This window comes from Brooklawnia sp. (assembly GCF_049651565.1).
Taxonomy (GTDB): domain Bacteria; phylum Actinomycetota; class Actinomycetes; order Propionibacteriales; family Propionibacteriaceae; genus Brooklawnia.
On the sequence record NZ_JBASCI010000279.1, the window covers coordinates 1 to 19171 of the forward strand.

18 protein-coding genes are annotated in these 19171 nt (G+C 68.0%); 8 read left to right on the top strand and 10 right to left on the bottom strand.

Going from position 1 to position 19171, the window contains the following annotated elements; all coding sequences use genetic code 11:
* Window positions 1–833: FHA domain-containing protein (locus WBL05_RS13630; RefSeq protein ID WP_424226683.1), on the top strand; the 833-nt coding region annotated here is incomplete at its 5' end.
* On the opposite strand, the gene dcd is transcribed toward WBL05_RS13630, so the two are convergent.
* Window positions 830–1429 (bottom strand): dCTP deaminase, encoded by a 600-nt coding sequence (gene dcd / locus WBL05_RS13635; RefSeq protein ID WP_424226685.1) that lies wholly within the window; start codon window positions 1427–1429, stop codon window positions 830–832. The genes WBL05_RS13630 and dcd overlap by 4 nt on opposite strands.
* Window positions 1430–1467: 38 nt before the next feature.
* Between dcd and WBL05_RS13640 the strand changes: the two genes are divergently transcribed.
* A complete protein-coding gene (locus WBL05_RS13640; protein WP_424226687.1) occupies window positions 1468–2622 on the top strand; it encodes a serine hydrolase domain-containing protein in 1155 nt (384 codons plus the stop codon).
* On the opposite strand, the gene WBL05_RS13645 is transcribed toward WBL05_RS13640, so the two are convergent.
* The 7 genes from WBL05_RS13645 to WBL05_RS13675 form a co-directional block, all read right to left on the bottom strand.
* Window positions 2591–3625 (bottom strand): LacI family DNA-binding transcriptional regulator, encoded by a 1035-nt coding sequence (locus WBL05_RS13645; RefSeq protein WP_424226689.1) that lies wholly within the window; start codon window positions 3623–3625, stop codon window positions 2591–2593. The genes WBL05_RS13640 and WBL05_RS13645 overlap by 32 nt on opposite strands.
* 82 nt (window positions 3626–3707) lie before the next feature.
* Window positions 3708–5171 carry an ATP-binding protein gene (locus WBL05_RS13650; protein ID WP_424226691.1) on the bottom strand — a complete coding sequence of 488 codons (1464 nt, stop codon included), beginning with the start codon at window positions 5169–5171 and terminating at the stop codon, window positions 3708–3710.
* On the bottom strand, window positions 5149–5874 hold the full coding sequence (locus tag WBL05_RS13655; RefSeq protein WP_424226692.1) for a response regulator transcription factor: 726 nt from the start codon (window positions 5872–5874) through the stop codon (window positions 5149–5151). Before WBL05_RS13655 ends, WBL05_RS13650 begins: the two co-directional genes overlap by 23 nt.
* Window positions 5875–5940: 66 nt before the next feature.
* Window positions 5941–6432 (bottom strand): DoxX family protein, encoded by a 492-nt coding sequence (locus WBL05_RS13660; protein ID WP_424226693.1) that lies wholly within the window; start codon window positions 6430–6432, stop codon window positions 5941–5943.
* Between the two features lie 62 nt (window positions 6433–6494).
* On the bottom strand, window positions 6495–7454 hold the full coding sequence (locus WBL05_RS13665) for an aldo/keto reductase (protein WP_424226695.1): 960 nt from the start codon (window positions 7452–7454) through the stop codon (window positions 6495–6497).
* A 32-nt stretch (window positions 7455–7486) separates the two neighbouring features.
* Window positions 7487–9304 carry an alpha/beta-hydrolase family protein gene (locus WBL05_RS13670; protein WP_424226697.1) on the bottom strand — a complete coding sequence of 606 codons (1818 nt, stop codon included), beginning with the start codon at window positions 9302–9304 and terminating at the stop codon, window positions 7487–7489.
* A gap of 180 nt (window positions 9305–9484) precedes the next feature.
* Entirely contained in the window at window positions 9485–10933 is a 1449-nt protein-coding gene (locus tag WBL05_RS13675; protein ID WP_424226699.1) for an MFS transporter, read from the bottom strand.
* Window positions 10934–11079: 146 nt separating this feature from the next.
* Between WBL05_RS13675 and WBL05_RS13680 the strand changes: the two genes are divergently transcribed.
* The 6 genes from WBL05_RS13680 to WBL05_RS13705 all read left to right on the top strand — a co-directional run bounded on the left by WBL05_RS13680 (window position 11080) and on the right by WBL05_RS13705 (window position 17844).
* Window positions 11080–12573: a glutamine synthetase family protein gene (locus WBL05_RS13680; RefSeq protein ID WP_424226701.1), complete on the top strand. Its 1494-nt coding sequence runs from the start codon at window positions 11080–11082 to the stop codon at window positions 12571–12573.
* Between the two features lie 85 nt (window positions 12574–12658).
* Window positions 12659–13372 carry a GntR family transcriptional regulator gene (locus WBL05_RS13685; RefSeq protein WP_424226703.1) on the top strand — a complete coding sequence of 238 codons (714 nt, stop codon included), beginning with the start codon at window positions 12659–12661 and terminating at the stop codon, window positions 13370–13372.
* A gap of 345 nt (window positions 13373–13717) precedes the next feature.
* Entirely contained in the window at window positions 13718–14557 is an 840-nt protein-coding gene (locus tag WBL05_RS13690; protein ID WP_424226705.1) for a 4-hydroxythreonine-4-phosphate dehydrogenase PdxA, read from the top strand.
* On the top strand, window positions 14554–15105 hold the full coding sequence (locus WBL05_RS13695) for a tripartite tricarboxylate transporter TctB family protein (protein WP_424226707.1): 552 nt from the start codon (window positions 14554–14556) through the stop codon (window positions 15103–15105). The genes WBL05_RS13690 and WBL05_RS13695 overlap by 4 nt, the downstream gene beginning before the upstream one ends.
* Before the next feature lie 11 nt (window positions 15106–15116).
* A complete protein-coding gene (locus WBL05_RS13700) occupies window positions 15117–16769 on the top strand; it encodes a tripartite tricarboxylate transporter permease (protein ID WP_424226709.1) in 1653 nt (550 codons plus the stop codon).
* Window positions 16770–16857: 88 nt separating this feature from the next.
* A complete protein-coding gene (locus WBL05_RS13705; RefSeq protein ID WP_424226711.1) occupies window positions 16858–17844 on the top strand; it encodes a tripartite tricarboxylate transporter substrate binding protein in 987 nt (328 codons plus the stop codon).
* A gap of 77 nt (window positions 17845–17921) precedes the next feature.
* Here WBL05_RS13705 and WBL05_RS13710 read toward each other — a convergent pair whose 3' ends face one another.
* Window positions 17922–18980 carry a lysostaphin resistance A-like protein gene (locus WBL05_RS13710; protein ID WP_424226713.1) on the bottom strand — a complete coding sequence of 353 codons (1059 nt, stop codon included), beginning with the start codon at window positions 18978–18980 and terminating at the stop codon, window positions 17922–17924.
* 35 nt (window positions 18981–19015) lie between these two features.
* Window positions 19016–19171: integrase core domain-containing protein (locus tag WBL05_RS13715; protein WP_424226714.1), on the bottom strand; the 156-nt coding region annotated here is incomplete at its 5' end.

The following is a 19171-nucleotide window of genomic DNA, read 5'->3' on the forward strand; positions in this document are numbered from 1 at the left end:
CGGTGACCCCGGCGGTGGTGCCGGACGCGGTGGTCGCCGCGACTCCGGCCGCAACCGTCCCTCCCGTCGCCGTCCCACCGACGGCCGGCCCGGAGCGCAGCTTCGAACCGACCCAGGTGCTTGGTCAGCGTCCGCCCTTCGCCCCCGGTCAGGGACCGGACGCCGAACCGGATCGGGCCCCGGCCGACGAGGATGAACCATCCGCGCTGGCCGACCGCGGCTTTGGGCAGGGGCCGCGCGGCACCACCGGCCCATGGGGCCCGCAGGGCTTCACCGCCGCGGCGAAGGACCAGCCAGTGCCGGTCGAGCCGGTGGTCCAGCAGCCTGAGCCGGTCGTCCAACCCGAGCCAGCCGCTGACGAGACCGTCCTCGAGGCTGCGGTCGAACCCGAGCCGGTCGAACCCGAGCCGCTCGAACCCGAGCCCGGGCGGGCCGAACCAGAGCCCGAGTCGGCACCGCAACTACGGCCCGTCCAACCCGAACCGGCCGAGGAACCGGTCCGGGCCATCCTGGCCACCTCGGCCGGTGACCGGGTGCGGCTGGTGCGACCGCTCGTGATCGGCCGGGCGCCGTCCAGCGCCGGGGACGACCCGGAGGCCGAACTGCTGCGGGTGCCCAGCCCCAATCACGACATCAGCCGTACCCACGTGCGGATCGAGCCCGCCGGCTGGCAGGTCGAGGTGACCGATCTCAACTCGACCAACGGCACCCGGGCCATCTCACCCGACGGCGAGACCAGGCTCCTGGAACCCGGCATCCCCACCATCGTCGACCTCGGCTGGACCCTCGACATCGGGGACGGGCTGACGATCCTGCTCGAACCGCCGGTTTAGCTCGTGGCGTCCCGGCTCTCGGGGATGGCGATCCGGCTGAAGTTGAAGTGCGAGCGGCTGGCGGTCGGCCCCCGCTGCCCCTGGTAGTGCGAGCCGGTGGCCGCCGATTCGTACGGGTGCTCGGCTGGCGAGCTGAGCTGGAAGAAGCAAAGTTGACCGATCTTCATTCCGGGGTAGAGCTTGATCGGCAGCGTCGACATGTTGGACAACTCCAGGGTCACGTGGCCGCTGAAACCCGGATCGATGAACCCGGCGGTCGAGTGGGTCAACAGACCCAGCCGGCCGAGCGACGACTTGCCCTCCAGCCGGGCGGCGATGTCGTCCGGCAGCGTCACGTACTCGTAGGTGGCGCCCAGTACGAACTCGCCGGGGTGCAGCATGAACGGCTCGTCCCCGATCGGTGTCACCAGCCGGGTCAGGTCCGGCTGGTCCAGGGCAGGGTCGACCGCGTCGTAGCGGTGGTTCTCGAAGACCCGGAAGTAGCGGTCGAGCCGCACGTCGATGCTGGACGGTTGCACCATCGCGGCGTCCCATGGGTCGAGGCTGACCCGGCCAGCGGTCACCTGGGTGATGATGTCACGATCCGACAGCAGCATGGAGGCAATCTAGCCGCTGGTGTTGGGATGATGTCGTCATGACCGACGTGGACCAGGGCGCAGCAGGCTGGCGTCCGGTTGGTGACGAGGTCGATCCGACAGCCGCCGGCATCCAACCGGCCGCGCTGCAGGCCGCGGTGGCCGAGGCCGAGCGCCGTGGTGGGCGCTGGCAGTTGGTGGTGTGGAAGGACGGCCGGCTGGTGATCGACCGGGCTTCCGACGCCGGCGGGCCCGACCTGTTCTGGACCTGGTCGGTTTCGAAGCCGGCCGTTGCGCTGCTGGTCTGGCAGCTCGCCGAGGCCGGCGTGATCGACGTGGACGACCCGGTGGTGCGCTGGTGGCCCGAGTTCGGGGCCCACGGCAAGGACCAGGTGACGGTCCGGCACCTGCTGCAGCATCGATCCGGGCTGCCGACCGGGCCGGGCGGGCAGCTGGGGGACGCGCTGGCGATGGCCGACTGGCAATGGTCGACCCGCCGGCTCGCGGCCAGTCGGCCCAGGTGGGCCCCCGGTGAACGGGCCGCCTACCACTACCTCAGTTACGGGTTCATGCTTGGCGAGGTCGCCCGCCGCGCAACCGGTCGGCAGCTTCCCGAGCTGATGCGCGAGCGCATCTTCGAACCACTCCAGCTCCGCGACGCCTACCTCGGCCTGCCCGTCTGCCAGCTCGATCGGGCGGTGCCGATACAGGTTGACCTGCCGGCCGGACGCGTCGTCGAGCAGGTGCTGAACTCTCCGCGGGTTCGGCAGGCGGTGATCCCGGCGGGTGGGGTATCGGCCAGTGCTGCGGATGTGGCCCGCTTCTACCGGGCGATGCTGGCCGGCGGCCAGCTGGACGGGGTGCGGATCACGTCGCCGGAGGTCGTCGCCCAGATGCGAGCCTCGTCCACCGTCGACGGCCAGCCCGACGGCCTGCTGCACTACCCGGTCAGGTTCGGGCAGGGGTTCCAGTTGGGTGGGCCGGCGGTTGGCTGGCCGGCGGTGGAGCCGTTCGGGCACCTGAGCAGCCGGTACAGCTTCGGCCACAACGGCAGCAACGTCTGCGTCGGCTGGGCAGATCCGGCCCACGCCCTGGTGGTGGTCTACCTCGGCAGCCGCATCCGCGGCTGGCAGCCTGACCGGACGATGGTCCGCGACCTGGCCGACCATCTGATCGCAGGCATCAGCGCTGCTCGGCCGCTTCCCGCCCGGTGACCGGTTGGCGGCGGGTGGAATCGCGCAGGTGCAGCCGGTAGTCCAGCTGCACCGAGCGGACGCCGGCGTCCGGCCCCAGCACCAGGTCGACGGCCAGCGCGCCGGCCTGTTCGGTGTCCATGAAGACCGAGGTGATGCCGGGCACCACGTCGTTGAGGAACTCCCCGCCGCCGAAGCCGGCCAGCGCGATGTCGTCGGGCACCACCAGGCCGGCCTCCCGCAGCCGGCGCAGGGCGCCCAGTGCCAGCAGGTCGTTGGTTGCGAAGACCAGCTCGGGTTGTGGACCGGCCAACAACTCGCTCATGCCGCGGTGGCCGGCGGTTCGGTCGAACCCGCCGTGGATGCTGGCGACCACCTGGCCGCCACCGGCCAGGACCCGATCGGCGAAGCTGGCGGCGCGCTGGCTGGCGCTCGGCCGGTTGGCCGGCCCGGCCAGCACCGCGAACCGGCGGTAGCCGAGATCCAGCAACTCAGCGGCCAGCGCGGTCGAGCCGCGCCGGTTGGGCAACAGCACCGAGGACGTCCCCAACTGCTCGGCACCGATGGTGGCGACCCGGGCGCCGGTCCTGCCCAACCGGACCAGTGCCGCGTCCAGCTGGTCGACCGCCGGGTCGTCCGAACCGACGCTGCCGGCGATGATCAATGCCCGGACACGTTGGGAGGCCATCAGGTCGACCACCTCTGCCCGGCCGCTGGCGCCCATGCCGGCCGACGACAGGGTGACGATGCAACCGTGCCTCGCGGCGGCCCGGGTGACGCCCGAGGCGATGGACAGGAAGTGCGGGTCGGAGATCTCGTTGACCAGCAGCCCGAGGCTGTTCGACTGTCCGCGCGCCATCGTCTGGGCGGCGGCGTTGGGGACGTAGTTCAGTTCGCGAGCGGCGGCCAGCACCCGATCACGCAGCTCGGGACGAACCGTGCGCCCCGGCGCACCGCTCAGCGCCCGGGAAGCGGTTGCCGGCGAGACCCCGGCCAACCGGGCCACGTCGCTGAGGGTGGTCACGACGTCGACCCTGTCAGGGTGTTGAACGCCTTGTCGGCGGCGGTTCGGGTCAAGGTTGCTCCTTTGCTGCGCCAGACCCAGCCTAGGCCAGCGGCAACCACACGGTGAACCGGCTGAACCCGGGCTCGCTCTCCGACGCCTGTCGGGAGGCGGCCTCGACCCGGCCGCCGTGGGCCCTGGCGACCGCCGCCACGATCGCCAGTCCCAGCCCGGTGGATCCCTCGGCGTCGTGCGAGCGGGCCGAGTCGGCCTTGGTGAAGCGTTCGAAGATGTGGTCGAGCAGGTCGCGCGGGATGCCGGGGCCGTCGTCGGTCACGGTGACCTGCGCCCAACCGTCCGCCTGGGTGAGCCTGCAGGTCACCGTGGTGCCGGCTGGGGTGTGCTTGCGGCCGTTACCGAGCAGGTTCGCCAACACCTGGTGCAGTTGGCCGGAGTCGCCCCGCACCGTGACCGGTCGGTCGGGCACCTCGACCCGCCAGGTGTGCTGAAGGCCGGCCGCCCGGGCATCACTGACCGCGTTGAGGACGACCTCCCCTAAGTCCACTTCGCCGGTGGCCAGTTCCGGGGCGTTGTCGAGCCTGGCCAGCAGCAGCATCTGCTCGACCAGCCGGCTCATCCGCTGGGATTCGGCGTCGATGCGCCGCAATGCGAAGACGGTGTCGGCGGGCAGTTGGTCGCGGCCCCGCCTGGTCAGTTCGGCGTAGCCGCGGATCGCCGCCAGCGGGTTGCGCAGTTCGTGGCTGGCATCCGCCACGAACTGCCGCACCGTGGTCTCGGACTCCTGCCTGGCCTGCAGGGACGACTCGACGTGATCGAGCATCGCATTGAACGCGGAGCCCACTCGTCCCACCTCGGAGACGGCGTCCACCTGGTCTGCCGGCACGCGGACGCCGATCTCGACCTCACCGCTGTCCAGCGGCAGGGCCGCCACCTGGGTGGCGGTCTCGGCCAGCCGGTTCAGCGGCCGCAGCGAGCTGCGCACCACCATGGTCGACACCGCAGCTGCTGCAGCGGCGGCCAGCGCGGTCAGCAGCAGTTCGATCCACAGCATCTGGTTGATGATGGCGTGCGTCATCGTCAGCGGGGCCGCGACCGCCAGCAGCGTCCCCTCGTCGTCGACTGCGACCGCCCGGTACTCGCCGAGCCCGTCGATGTGCAGGTTGCGCAGCTGGCCGTCGCGGGGCAGGTCGAGCAGTGCGGCGATCTGCGTCTCCGGAGCAGGACCCGCCCCGTAGTCCCACACCACCGCCGCCTGCACCGCACCCGAGGAGGTGACCACCAGCGAGATGCTGCCGGACGGCAACCCGCCGGGCCGCAGACCCTCGGGGGGCGCCTGGCCACCCGGCCACCCGGCGGGCCCTCGCGGCGCAACATCGGTGGCACCAACCGCGTAGCGAAGTTGTTGGTCCAGCGAGGCGGTCAGGATCCGCCAGACCAGGACGGTGGACAGTCCCGCGAGGATGATCGCCACCACGGTGACGATCAGGATGATCCGGACGACGAGTTGCCGGCTGAGCGTCCGGTTACTCGGCCGGCTTGAGGACATACCCCGCTCGTCGCATGGTGTGGATCATCGGTGCCCGCCCGGCGTCGATCTTCTTGCGCAGGTAGCTGATGTAGAGCTCGACCACGTTGTCCTGCCCGCCGAAGTCATAATTCCAGACCCGGTCCAGGATCTGCGCCTTGCTGAGCACCCGCCGGGGATTGCGCATCAGGAACCGCAGCAGCTCGAACTCGGTGGCGGTCAGCCGGATCGGGTCGCCGCCCCGGGTGACCTCGTGGGCATCCTCGTCCAGCACCAGGTCGCCGACCACCAGCATGGATTCCGGTCTGGTGGTGGTGGCGCCGCTGCGCCGCAGCACCGCCCGCAGCCGGGCGATCAACTCCTCCAGGCTGAATGGCTTGGTGACGTAGTCGTCCCCGCCGGCGGTCAGTCCTGCGATGCGGTCAGCGACGGCGTCCTTGGCGGTCAGGAAGATCACCGGCATGTCGGGCTGGTGGGCGCGGATCCGTCGCATCACCTCGAGCCCGTCGAAGTCGGGCAGCATCAGGTCGAGGATGATCGCGTCCGGATCGACCTCGCGGGCCACCTTGACCGCCTGCGTGCCGGTCGCGGCGGTGTGCACCTGCCAGCCCTCGTAGCGCAGCGCCATGCTCAGCAACTCCGTCAGACTCGGCTCGTCGTCCACTGCGAGTACCCGCAGCGCTGTGCCGTCAGGACGGGTGAGCCGCTCAACTTCGTTCGTCATGGCAGCAGGATTCCAGCTCATGCCCAGCCTTTGCTTTGGGCAGGCTGTGTGGCAGCTGTGAACTAACTAGACCTGGGTCGAGCCGAGCTTGGGCTGGTAGAGGTCGGCGCTGGACTCCGCCTGCCGGGCGCGCCGGCGTCGTCCGAACAGCAGGGTGTCGATCCCGGCGTAGGCGGCGCCGACGGCCAGGAAGACCACGCCCAAGCAGGCCAGCGCCACGTTGTACTCAAAGCCGCCGTCGTTCAGGTGCAGACCGGCCGACCACCGCAGCAACACGATGATCAAGATGTTCTCGACAGCGACCAGCGTGGCGACCAACCGGGTCAGGAAGCCAAGGGCGAGCAGCACCCCGCCGATACCCTCCAGCAGGACGGTGCCCCAGGCGATCAGTTCCGGCTGCGGCAAGCCGGCCTCGGCGACCCTGGCGAACTGGCTCGCCATGCCCTCGACCTGCCAGCGGAACCAGGCGCGGCCGACCAAGATGCCCGCGAAGCCGAGCCGGGCGATGAGCAAGAGAAGCGATTGGGTGGCGGTGCTGGCGGTGGATCGTGCGGGCATTGGCGTCCCTTCTGCGACATGACCTGGTCATAAACGCTACCGCAGCAGGTTGGGTCAACTGGTCAGCCGGCCCGCCGGGGTGCGAAGAGTCGGCTGATCCGCGCCACCAGTTCGGGGTCGAGGCGCCGTATTGCCGCCGCGTTCTGGTGGGCCTGTTCGGGCTGGGTGGCGCCGGCGATCACCGTCGCCACCGGCCGCTGGGCGGCCAGCCAACTGATGGACCCCTGCAGCATCGTCAGCCCGGCCTCATCGCACAACCGCTGGTAGGCGGACAGTTGCTCCCAGTCCACGTCGGCGAGCAGGTGCGGTTTGATGCTGCGCAGTCGGCCCTCACCGGAGTCGGCGGTGTACTTGCCGGTCAGCAGCCCGTTGTACAGCGGGAAGTAGGGCAGGAACCCCATGCCCAGCCGGTCCGCGGTGGGCAGGATCTCGTCCTCCACCCCGCGCTGCAGCAGCGAGTACTCGTCCTGCGCCGAGATGAACCGGACTAGCCCGCCGGCCCGGGCCACCCGGTCGGCCTCGGTGATCTGCTCGGCGCTGAAGTTGGAGTTGCCGACGTACCTGACCTTGCCCTCGGCAACCAGGTCAGTGAGCACCCGCAGGGTCTCGCCGATCGGGGTGGCGGGGTCAGGGGAGTGCATCTGCAGCAGGTCGATCCGGTCGGTGCGCAGCCGCCGCAGCGACTGTTCGACCGCGTGCCGCACGTACCGTTCGGCGCCCTTCGGGCCGAGGTCGAGGTCGGGGTAGACCTCGGTGGCGTCGAATCCGAACTTTGTCGATAACACCACCTGGTCACGTCGGCCCTGCAGCGCCTCGCCGATGAACTCCTCGGCCCGTCCGACGACCGAGCCGTAGATGTCGGCCGCGTCGATGAAGGTGATCCCGGCATCGATCGCGGCGTGGATCACCGCGACCGAGCCGGCCAGCGTTTCGCTTGCCGTCTTGCGTCGGGAGAAGTTGTTGCCACCCAACCCGACCGCGCTGACCATCAGGTCGCTGTCGCCAAGCCTGCGTTGTTCCATGCGCACCACCGTAGCCGGGCGGTGCACATGGGTCACGGCGCGACCGGCGGCACATCGGTGTTCAACGCGGAGACCACGTGCGACCAGTCGGCGGCGGGGTCCATACCGAGGACGCCTGCCCAGGCCGGGACGCACTGGGCGGCGTGGTACTTGTGGCCGTAGCCGGAGGTCACCTCACGGCAGACCGGCATGTCGGCGGCGATCTGCCAGAACGTGATGAACGGCCACCAGGTCATCCGGGCCATCGGGGTGGTGCCGCCGGTCATCTCGTCCATCCACTCCGGGCGCCGCCACAACAGGTGACCGCCCCACCACACCACCGGGTCGGTGTCGTTCTGCAGGTACACGAACCGGGGCTCCTCCCAGGGCCCGAGCCGGCGCCCGTTGCGATCGACCAGCAGCTCCTGCGGGTGCATCGCGAACCGCACGTGCCGGCCGCGGTCGACCACAGGGCACACGACCAACGAGTCGCGGCTGCGCATCCCGGTGAAGGCGGTCTGCATCGGGGTGAAGCTGGGACAGCCGGTCCACACGCCGCCGTCGGCCCGGGCCAGCAGGTCGTCCGGCGAGTCGAAGATGCCGTTCGAGCCGAACGCCCCCAGTGATTCCCCGGCCACGTACAACTTCGGACGCCGCTGCGTCGGCAGTGCGGCCAGCCGGTCCTCGATGGCGCCGAACAACAGCCGGGAGGCGTGCACCGGCACCTGCCTGGAGCTGATCATGGTGATCGCCGAAGGCAGCCCGGAGTACTGCATCGCGGCGGTCGCGCAGTCGCCGCGCATCAGGAACTCGAACGCCGAGGTGCTCCACTCGTTGACGTTGCCGCGTCCGGTGGTGGTGACCACCAGGATCGCCCGGCGCGACCAGGCATTCGTCCGGTCGAGTTCGTCCAGGACGGCCTGGGTGACCTGGTCGAGGTTGCGGCCGTTCATGGACGCGTAGGCCCGGATGGGTTGCAGTGCCGGTTCGCCCAGCACCCGGGCGATCCGCTCCCGGGACGGCCCGGCGCAGGTGAAGCGCTTGCCCTGCAGACCAAGGCTGTCCCACGGCTCGAGTGACTCGGGGCTGCCGGAGTGCAGCGGCGTGGTTGGCTGGAGGACGTTGTCCGGGGTGCGCAGGTCGACCTGGGCGGACGCGGTGACGGCGACCCCGACCACGCCGCGCAGGATCACTTGGTCGAGGATGACCAGGATGGTGGCCAGCACCACCAGTGAGGCGGTCAACCGGGCCAGCAGGCCGAAGGTGAAGCGGTTCTGCAGGCGTCCCGACAGGTGGTTGATCGCCCACAGCGTGCCCCGCCACTGCGCCATCAGCAGGAAGCAGACGCCGTACGCGGCGGCGGTGGAGGCGACCGCCCAGAACCAGTCCGGGCCTGGCTTGTTGACGTATTCGGCGGTGCGGCGGTGCCAGCGCAGCGACCGAAGCGGGATCGCCACGGTACCCAGCCCGAGGATGGTCGCACCAGCCATGATGCCGCCCTGCCGCAGGCCCGGCTTCAGGTTGATCTCGATGTTCAGCTTCTCGGCGGCCGCGGAGATCGCCCAACTGGTCAGCAGGCCGGCCTGGTAGCCGAACATGGTGCCGAGCCCGGCCACCAGACCCTGCCAGTACCAGGGACGCGGCAGCAGGCTGGGCGAATAGGACGCCGCATAGCCCGCCACGGCGGTGGTCGCCTCGGGCACCGTGAGGGATGCGAGCTTGTCCGCGCTGACCAGGGCGCGGCGCCACCGCGACTCAAAGAGGTCGGAGAGCCGTGAGCTGCGGCCTCGGCCTGCTCGCCCGCCACCGCCCACTATCCGGTCGAGCCTGCCGACCAACCTGCGGCGGGTGTGACGGTCCAGCAAGCCCATGGCGGTCAGCTTAGGGGCTGCCCATAGGCTGTGATCACCCGAATGGACGCCAAGACCGGAAGGATGCAGCGTTGAACACTGTCACCCTGAGCCTGATCGTCACCCACGGCGTTGGGCTGCTGCTGGTGCTGATCGGCATACTCGCCCAGGTCCCTGCGATGCGACGCAACGACGCGCGGGTCACCTGGGTGGCCGTTGCCGGTGCCGGCCTGTTGCTGCTGAGCGGGATAACGATGACCATACTGATGGCCATCGGCGGCGACCCCAACTGGCCGAAGCTGGCGGCATCTGCTCGCACACCGGGCGGGTCAGCGGGTAGCGTCCGGAGACCACCCAGCCGATGCTCATCAACACGATGATGGTGCCGGCCATCGTGGCCCGGATGCCGAGCTGCACGGCGTCCGGCTGGGTGGGCTGGAAGTAGTCGGTCGGCACCTGGTACCCGGTGAACTGCAGCATCAACCCGATCAGCTGGACGGCCACTGCGGTCGACAGCCCGCGGATCAGCGTCATCAGACCGGCGAACGCGCCGGCGTTGCGCTGGCCGGTGGCGAGTTCGGCGTGATCGATGACGTCGGGGAACATCACCCAGCTCATCAGCACACCGCCGCAGATACCGGCCGCGACCACCATCGAGCACAGGTACGGCCCCCACGCCGGCCAGTCGGCCGGGTACAGCCCGATACCAAGCGCGCCGAGCAGCGCCGCCGGGATGGCCGCCCGGTAGAGGACGTTCTTGGACACGGTGCGCACCAACCGTCCCACCACGATGAACCCGATCAGGTTGACGGTGATGAAGATTCCCAGGAAGACGGTGACATTCAGCCGCACCACGTACAGCGAGTAGTAGAAGACCAGCGCGCTGACCACGTCCATGGTGAGCGCCTGGCACACGTACAGGACGAGCAGCTTCCGGAACGGTTCGTGCTGCAGCGGACGCACCACGTCGATCAGGGACAGCCCGCTGCGGCGCGTCGGGATCGGGGTGCGCTCCCGGGAGGCGATCGCGACGGTCAGGATCGGCACGACGAAGACGGTGCCGAATACACCCACCAGCAGCAGGTAGAGCTCGAGGTTGGTGATCCGGCCGCTGGTGTACAGGTTGAGCAGGGTGGTACCGCCCAGGGTGGACAACGCCGCGGAGATGGTCGAGAAGGCCAGCCTCATCACGTTGATGCGGTTGCGTTCCTCGTAGTCAGTTGTCACCTCGGTGCTCATCGAGCCGTAGGGGACGGCAACTGTGGTGGCCGCGGTGGTGTAGAACAGGTTGGCTCCGATCGCCCACAACGTCTTGGCGGTGGTGGAGTCCCAACCGCCGATTGGTGCCCAGATCGCCGCCATCGCCACGATCAGCAGGCTGCCGCCGACCGCCAGGAATGGGCGCCGGCGGCCCCATCGCGTCCGGGCGTTGTCGGACAGCGCGCCCATCAGCGGGTCGTTGATGGCGTCCCAGAACTTGGGGATCAGCAACGCCAGCCCGGCGTAGGCGGGTGGGATGCCGATGATGTCGGTCAGGTAGAACAGGTACAGCACGCTGATCAGCGCGGCGCCGCCACCGCCAAAGATGTCTCCGGCCGCGAAGATGATGCGCTCGACCGCGGTCATCTGGGGCTTCGACACGGTGGTCACGGGGCAACCTTCTCAGGCGGGCGGGGCCGAAGCAATCCTCTCCTCCGTCGGTCTGGTTGAGGGTGGGCCGTCTTACCGATTCGGACCTGTTCGCGGGGCGCCCGGGCGGCGTGGAAAACTGAACCGCAGCCACCGAGGAGGATGACGTGCTCCAGTCCGACACCGTAGCCCTGAACCCGAACCAGCTCGTCCGCGCGTTCGACAAGCCGTCGGAGGAGTTCACCAAGGCCGACATCATGACCTACATCGAGGCCAACGACATCCGGATGCTGAACCTTCGCTACCTGGGCGGTGACGGTCGGCTGAAGATGCTGAACTTCGTCATCCAGTCCCGGGCGCAGCTGGATCGGGTGCTCACGATGGGGGAGCGGGTCGACGGATCCAGCCTGTTCAGCTTCGTCGAGGCCACCTCGTCCGACCTGTACGTGGTGCCAAGGTTCCGGACGGCGTTCGTCAACCCGTTCAGCGACACCCCCTCGCTCGACCTGCTGTGCTCGTTCTACGACGTGGACGGCAACCCGCTGGCCAGCGCCCCGGAGCACATCCTGCAGAAGGCCCAGGAGTCGTTGACCCGCCACACCGGGACGACCATGGAGGCTCTCGGTGAGCTCGAGTACTACCTGTTCAGCCCGGCAGAGGCGCTGTACCCGGTGGTGGAGCAGCGCGGTTACCACGAGGCGCCGCCGTTCTCGAAGTGGGGCGACATCCGGCAGGAGACGCTGTACCACCTGGCCCAGATGGGCTGTGCGCTGAAGTACGCCCACGCCGAGGTGGGCAACTTCGTCAGCAACGGTCAGCAGCACGTGCAGCACGAGATCGAGTTCCTGCCCGCTCCGGTGAACGAGGCCGCCGACCAGATGGCGCTGGCCAAGTGGGTGGTGCGGCAGGTCGCCTACCGCAACGGCCTGGAGGTGAGCTTCTCACCGAAGATCGTGGTCGGCCAGGCCGGTAACGGCATGCACTTCCACACCCGGCTGATGAAGGACGGGGTGAACATGTTCAGCCAGGGCAAGGGGCTGACCGACGAGGCCTTCAAGGTGATCGGCGGGTATCTCACCCACGCGGCGGTGCTGACCGCGTTCGGCAATACCGTGCCGACCAGCTTCCTGCGGCTGGTACCGCACCAGGAGGCGCCCACCGCGATCTGCTGGGGCGACCGCAACCGGTCGGCGCTGGTGCGCGTCCCGCTCGGTTGGCAGAACCTGGACGACCGGATGTTCCGCAACGCCAACCCCAACGAACCGCCGATCGAGCAACTGCCAAACGACGCCCAGACCATCGAGCTGCGCAGCCCAGATGGGTCGGCGAACATCCACCTGCTGCTGGCCGGGATCACGGTCGCCGCGCGGGAGGGGCTGACCACCCCGGGGATGCTGGAGTTCGCCAGGCAACGCTACGTGGCCGGCGACGCGGCCAAGGTTGAAGGGCTCGACCAGTTGCCGTCGTCGTGCTACGAGTCGGCCGAGCGGTTGCTCGCCCAGCGGGACAGCTTCGAGACCGACGACGTCTTCCCGCCCGGGCTGATCGACACGTGGGCCACCCGGCTGCAGGGCTATGGCGACCGAGACCTGCGCACCCAGTTGCTCGAGCAGAAGGGCCTGCTGGACGAGTTGGTCCGCCGCTACTTCCACATCGGATAGCTGCCGGGCCGTCGGCATTTCCGGCTTTGAGCGAAATCGCATACAATTTGCGACGAGCCGACGTGTACGAGGAGGTGCCGACGCCTTGTCGATCGCTGACCCTGAGGACGACTACCAGAATCCTCGCGAGGATCATCGCCTGGGCCTGGCCGGGCAGGTGTACGACGCCCTGGTGACCATGATCCTCAGTGAGGAGTTGGTGCCGCTGCAGCCGCTGCGGATCCACAGCCTGGCCCGCAAACTCGGGGTGTCGGCGACACCGGTCCGGGAGGCACTGGTTCGCGCGGACGCCATCGGCATCGTGCAGCGAGAGAACAACAAGGGCTTCCGAGTGGCCCCGCGGCCGGCAGCGGCTGAGCTCGAAGACCTCTTCGAGGCGCGCATCGTGGTCGAGGCAAAGACTGCGTCGCTAGCCGCGATGCACGCAGACGCGGAGCTGATCGAGCACCTCGAGCGAACTTGGGAGTATCAGCAGTCCTGGGGGGCGAAGCAGAGCTTCGCCAGCTTCCGCGGTTTCCTCGACGCCGATCGGGAGTTCCACGCGCTGATCGCCAAGGCTGCTGGCAACCGCTTCCTGTCCTCCGCCCTGGAGATGCTCGGCAGCCACGTGCAGCGTTATCGGTCCTTCGACGACCAAGTGGTGACCGATCAGGCCGAGACCCTGGTCGAGCACCGCGGCATCATCGAGGCGCTGCGGGACATGAACGCCCTGGCCGCGGAGTCGGCGATGACGCTGCATCTGGCGAACCTCCGGTCACGGGTCAGGCAGGAGCGGGCGGCCCAGAAGTCCCGCGGTTGACTTGCCCCCAAATTGTATATAAAATCAGTGACACATCGCTCAGTGAGCGATCACACAGACAACGAAGTCCCGTGTCAGATAACCGGGAAGCAGCGGCCGCGACTGGCCGGTGCCTCAGCGCACCTGGCCTGAACAGTCGGATGAAGCAAGAAAGGGATTCGGTGATGGGTGCACCCGTGACTGAAGGCATTCGCCCCAGGCTGGCGATGACGCTGGGAGATCTGTCCGGCGTCGGGCCCGAGTTGGCGATGAAGATTTCTGGCCTCGGAGGAGAACCGCAACCAGGCAGACATTCTGCTGCTCGCCTCCCGAGCCGAACTGGAACGGTTCTCAGCCGAGGTGGGCGTGGAGATCCCGACCGCCGAGAGCGCAGAGCCCGGTCACGTCGTTCTGGTCGGCTCCCGACTCGCCGACCAACAGGTGGAACGCGGCGTCGCGTCGGTGGCAGGTGGCCGGCGGGTGATGAGCGACCTGCTGGACTGCCTTGAGATGTTCAAGCAGGGGCGAGTCGACTCGATCATGTTCCTGCCACTCAACAAGTCCGCCCTGCATGACGCCGGCATGCACGAGGAGGACGAACTGCGCTGGTTCGCCAAGGAACTTGACTACCACGGCGTGACCTCCGAGCTGAACTTCGCAGGTCACCTCACCACCTCGCGCGTCACCTCGCACTGTGGCATCAAGGATGTGGCTGCCCGAATCAACGCCCGCGCCGTTCTGGAGGCCATCCGGCTGCTCAACGGTGTGATCAGCGCAAACGGTGTCGACAAGCCCAGGCTCGCCGTCTGCGCGCTCAATCCCCACGCCGGCGAATCGGGCCAGTTCGGGCGCGAGGAGATCGACCACATCGCTCCGGGCATCGAGTTGGCCAATTATGAAGGCATCGACGCTGTCGGGCCGTTCCCGGCCGACACCATCTTCATCGCCGCCCGTGACGGCCAGTACGACGGCGTGGTGACGATGTACCACGACCAGGGCCAGATCGCCATGAAGCTGATGGGCTTCGAGGCCGGCGTGACGGTACAGGGCGGCCTGCCCGTGCCGATCGCCACCCCTGCTCATGGCGTCGCCTATCCGATCGTCGGCCAGAACAAGGCCAACACCGGACCGGCCCAGCGGGCCTTCGAGATCGCGGTAGCGCTCGGTCGGCGCCAGGCCGACCAGCGGTCGGGGGTGACCAGGTGAGCTCGGTCGCAGAAGAACCGGTGGTCGCCGCGGCTCGGCCCCAGGTGGGTCCGTGGGTCATGCGGCTGGCCTTCCTGGTTGTCGGCCTGACGGTGCTCATCTCGGGGGTCAACTACGGTCTGCGGACCGAGGAAGGCCTGGTGGGGCCTGGTCTGATGCCCTTCGCCGCTGGTCTGGTCACCACCATCGCCACCCTGGCCGAGGCCGCCAACGCGTGGCGCAAGCGGCGCCAGACCGCCTCCGAAGCGGGGGAAGTCAACGCGATCGAGGACGCGGACGAGGTTGATCACCTCGGACGCACATCTGCCCAACGTAACCGCGCGGTCCTCTGGGTCTTCCTCGTAATCCTGGGGGCCGTCCTGATGAGCCATGTCATCGGCCTGTTGCTGTCGTTGAGCCTGATGGTGGTGATCCTGATCTCGGTCGTCGAACGCAAACCGTGGTGGAGCGGCGTCGCGGGCGGCATTGCGACGTTCCTGTTCGGCTACGGGGTCTTCGGGGTCGTGCTGAACGTCCCGTTGCCGACCGGCATGCTCGGTCTGATCTGAGGAGATGACAAGTGCTTGAGAACCTGCTTCTGGGCTTTCAGACGTCACTGACACCCGAGAACCTGCTCTGGTGCTTCATCGGCGTCGCGCTGGGCACCGTCATCGGCATGTTGCCGGGATTGGGCGCGACCACGGGTGTCGCAGTGCTGCTGCCGCTCACTCTGACCATGGAACCGGTGACGGCCCTGATCATGCTGGCCGGTATCTACTACGGCTGCCAGTACGGTGGCACCATCGCCGCTGTGCTGATCGCCACTCCAGGTGACGCTAATGCGGTGGCCACGGTCGTGGACGGTTATGCGCTCGCCAGGAAGGGTCAAGCCGGCAAGGCCCTCGCGATCGCGGCCATCGGTTCGTTCATCGCGGCCATCATCTCGCTCATCCTGCTTGTGGTGGTGGCGGCGCCGATCGCAACCTTCGCGCTGCGTTTCGGGCCTGCCGAAATGCTGGCGATCATGATCATGGGTCTGCTGACCATCATCTCGTTCTCCGGTGACAACCTGGCCAAGGGCCTGATGATGGCCGGGATCGGGTTGTTCCTCTCCACGGTTGGCATGTCGACTGGCTTCGCCAAGTCGCGGTTCACCTTCGGCAACGTCCAGCTACTGGGTGGCATCGACTTCGTCGTGGTGATGATCGGGGTCTTCGCCGTCGGTGAAGTCGTGAGCCAGGTCGGTACCGGTGGGGTCAAGCCGATCACCACCCGGATGCGTGACATGGTCACCAAGCGGTCCGACGTCGCCGAGTCGATGCCAGCGATCCTGCGGGGAAGCGGCGTCGGGTTCACCCTCGGCACGCTGCCGGGAGCAGGCTCGACGCTGGCCGCACTGGTCGCCTATGGTGTCGAGAAGCAGGTCAGCCCGCACCGCAAGATGTTCGGCCGTGGGGCCATCCAGGGGGTGGCGGCCGCGGAATCGGCGAACAACGCTGCGGCGAACGCCAACTTCATTCCCACGCTCGCGCTCGGTGTGCCCGGTGGTACCACCACCGCGGTCCTGCTCGGCGCGTTCGTGATGTACGGGGTCCAGCCCGGCCCGTTGCTGTTCCAGAATCAGCCCACGCTGGTCTGGGGCCTGCTGACCTCGTTCTTCATCGGCAACGTGATCCTGCTGGTGCTCAACCTGCCGCTGGCGCCTGTCTTCGCCCAGGCGCTCCGCCTGAAGTACTCCTACCTGTACCCGGCGATCCTCTTCTTCAGCATGATCGGCGCCTTCGCCGTCGAGAACAACCTGTTCGCCCTGACCGTGCTCTTCGTCGCTGGTGTCGCGGGTTACTTCATGAAGAAGTACGACTACCCGACCGCGCCGCTGATCCTCGGTCTGGTGCTCGGGCCGATGGTTGAGAAGGCCCTGGTGCAGACCTCCTCCTACGCCAATGGTGACCTGAGCGTCATCTTCCGTGAGCCGTTGGCGTTGGCAATCCTGGTGCTGACCGTGGCGATCATGGCCGTCCCCAACCTGGCCAAGCGCCTGGGCCGGGTGAGCAAGAAGAAGGCCGCCATTGCCCTTGACGAGACCGTCCCGGCAGAGCCTCTTGCACAGGACAGGTCCGAGGCGTCGGCCACCGCTTCCCCGGTCGGCCAGAGGTCAGAGATGACCACCCGGCCAGCCGAATCGTCAGCCGTCCTCGACGACGGGGCGGCACCTACCCGCGATCGCGAGTAGGCCTTCCATGTCCAGCAGCCTCAGCGGAGCCGCTGGGGCACAACTCACAAGCAGTGAATCCATCGGTATCAACAAGGAGAGCAACGTAATGAAGAGCAGCAAACTCGCGCGTCTCATGGCTGGAGCAGGGGTGCTCGCGCTCGCCCTGACGGCATGTGGTGGCGGCGGCGACAGCGGCAGCGCCTCGGCCGGCGAGGGAGGTTTCGACCCGGGCGATCGCATCACCATGATCGTGCCGATGGGGCCGGGCGGTGGCTCCGACATCTCGGGACGCGCCATCGCGGCTGGCCTCGAGGAGGTCACCGGCAAGACCATCACTGTCGAGAACCACCAGGGTGGCGGCGGTGCGGTTGGCTACGCCGGGTTCATGGGCAACGAGGGCGACCCCTCTTACCTGTTGGCCACCGAGACCGCGCTGGTCAACCTTCCGCTGACCGAGGACGTCCCGTTCACCTGGCGTTCCTTCACCCCGATCATGAAGGTCGGGCAGGACTCGGCGATGATTGTGGTGCCGAGCGGTGCCGAGTTCACTACCTGCATGGACGTCGTCGACGCCGCGCGGGCGGGCCAGGTCCGCGCTGCGGTTTCCGGCAGCGTCACCGGCAATGATGCGATTCAGTTCGGCCTGGTCGAGAAGGACCAGGACGTCAAGTTCCAGCGAGTTCCCTACGAGTCGGGTGGCGAGGCCATCGCGGCTGCGCTCGGCGGTCACGTCGATGTGGCGCTGGCCAATCCCAGTGAAGTCATGGGTCAACTCGAGTCAGGCGACCTCAAGGCGCTGTGCGTGATCGCCGAGAACCGCTACGAGTTCCCCGAACTGGCTGACGTGCCGACCACCATCGAGCAGGGCATCGATGTCACCTTCTCCCAGTTCCGCGGCATGATCGCCCCGGGTGGGCTGTCTGACGAGGCCAAGGAGTACTGGATCGATGCCTCGAAGCAGTACACCGAGAGCGACTCGTTCGCCGAGTACATGAACTCCAACTACATGCAGATTGATCCGCTGTTCGGGGACGATTTCGTGGCGTTCCTTGAGCAGTACGAGGCCGACCTCCAAGCTGGTCTGGAGAGCTGATCGCAGGCACCGCTGGACGATGGCGCCGACCGGGTTCAACCTGGTCGGCGCCATCGTCGTCCTGCGTCAGGAGAAACTCAGGCGCCGGGCTGCATTGGAGCGGCGTCCTCGCCCCCGGCGTCGACTCGAGCCAGCAACGCCCGGCGACGCACCCAGGACGGCTGGACGACCAGTCCCCGGCGGGCGATCTCGACCAGCAGCCAGACGCCGATCGCGGTGAGCAGCACGATGGTCACCAACGACGCCTCCATCCCGAACTGCCCCCCTGACAACCACTCCGGGCCGGCGAGTGTTGATTCGACGAAGCCGGCGCCGCGCGCAGAAGTGCCTGACAGAACGATGCCGAGCACCGGACCCTGCACGACGTTCCAGGCGAAGTGCACCCCCATCACCAGCCACAGGTTGCGGGTGAAGGCGTAGAGCGCGGCGAACAGCACACCGGCCTCCAGCGCGATCGCAACAGCGCCCTGCAGGGTGGCCTGCGGGTTGGTGATGTGCGCGAAGCCGAAGACCAGGCCGCTGACGGCAACCGCGATCCAGGTGCCGAAGGTGTCCTCGAACAGCCGGAACAGGACGCCCCGGAACACGATCTCCTCGACGATGGCGGCGCCGAAACCGGCCGACAGGATCGCCCCCCATGGTGAATAGCTGGGATTGAAGCCCTCCACGCGGTACGCGCCGAACAGTGCCAGCACGCCGACGCTGGCCAGGATGAAGATCGTCCCGAGAGCCAGCCCAACCAGCACACCGCGGGGCAACCGCCGCGCGCTGAACTCGTAGGCGGGTCTGCGCTGCTCGACAACCCTGACCAGCAACCAGTAGGCGAGCAGCGAAACTGGGATCGCGAGGATGTTCCCCCAATCGCTGAATACGCGGAACAGATCCTCGGAGCTCGCGCCCCCGGCGACCAGCGCGACACCGGCGACCATGCCGAGCCCGAAGCTGATGACCGCAAAGGACGCCAGGAAGATGGCCAGCCGCACTCCGGCGTTGTAGCGCCATCGCTTCAACGGCGGATACGGCTTGAGTGGCTGGTCGGGGGGCAGCAGGTCGGCCTCACGTAGTCCAGCCGGCTGGCCCAGGACGGTGACCACGTTCGATGCGGGGGAAGAGGGTTTGGAGGAGACGGAATCCACCTCGCTATTGGGAAGTATCGTCATGATCGCCAACGCTAGGTGTTCACCCCGGATAGGTTGGGTCCGCGCGCGGCTGGGGGATGTCCCTTGAGTGCGGTGTGGCCTCGGTGGTGATTGTAATGGTGCAGCCATTGGTCGAAGGCGGCGACTCGCTGGGTTTCGGAGGTGTAGGGCTGGGCATAGGCCCATTC

Excerpts from the sequence above, each read along its gene's own strand:
- WBL05_RS13655 (WP_424226692.1), bottom strand. The coding sequence starts at position 5,874 with ATGACGAACGAAGTTGAGCGGCTCACCCGTCCTGACGGCACAGCGCTG.
- WBL05_RS13665 (WP_424226695.1), bottom strand. The coding sequence starts at position 7,454 with ATGGAACAACGCAGGCTTGGCGACAGCGACCTGATGGTCAGCGCGGTC.
- WBL05_RS13670 (WP_424226697.1), bottom strand. The coding sequence starts at position 9,304 with ATGGGCTTGCTGGACCGTCACACCCGCCGCAGGTTGGTCGGCAGGCTC.
- WBL05_RS13640 (WP_424226687.1), top strand. The coding sequence starts at position 1,468 with ATGACCGACGTGGACCAGGGCGCAGCAGGCTGGCGTCCGGTTGGTGAC.
- WBL05_RS13650 (WP_424226691.1), bottom strand. The coding sequence starts at position 5,171 with ATGTCCTCAAGCCGGCCGAGTAACCGGACGCTCAGCCGGCAACTCGTC.
- WBL05_RS13660 (WP_424226693.1), bottom strand. The coding sequence starts at position 6,432 with ATGCCCGCACGATCCACCGCCAGCACCGCCACCCAATCGCTTCTCTTG.
- WBL05_RS13705 (WP_424226711.1), top strand. The coding sequence starts at position 16,858 with ATGAAGAGCAGCAAACTCGCGCGTCTCATGGCTGGAGCAGGGGTGCTC.
- dcd (WP_424226685.1), bottom strand. The coding sequence starts at position 1,429 with ATGCTGCTGTCGGATCGTGACATCATCACCCAGGTGACCGCTGGCCGG.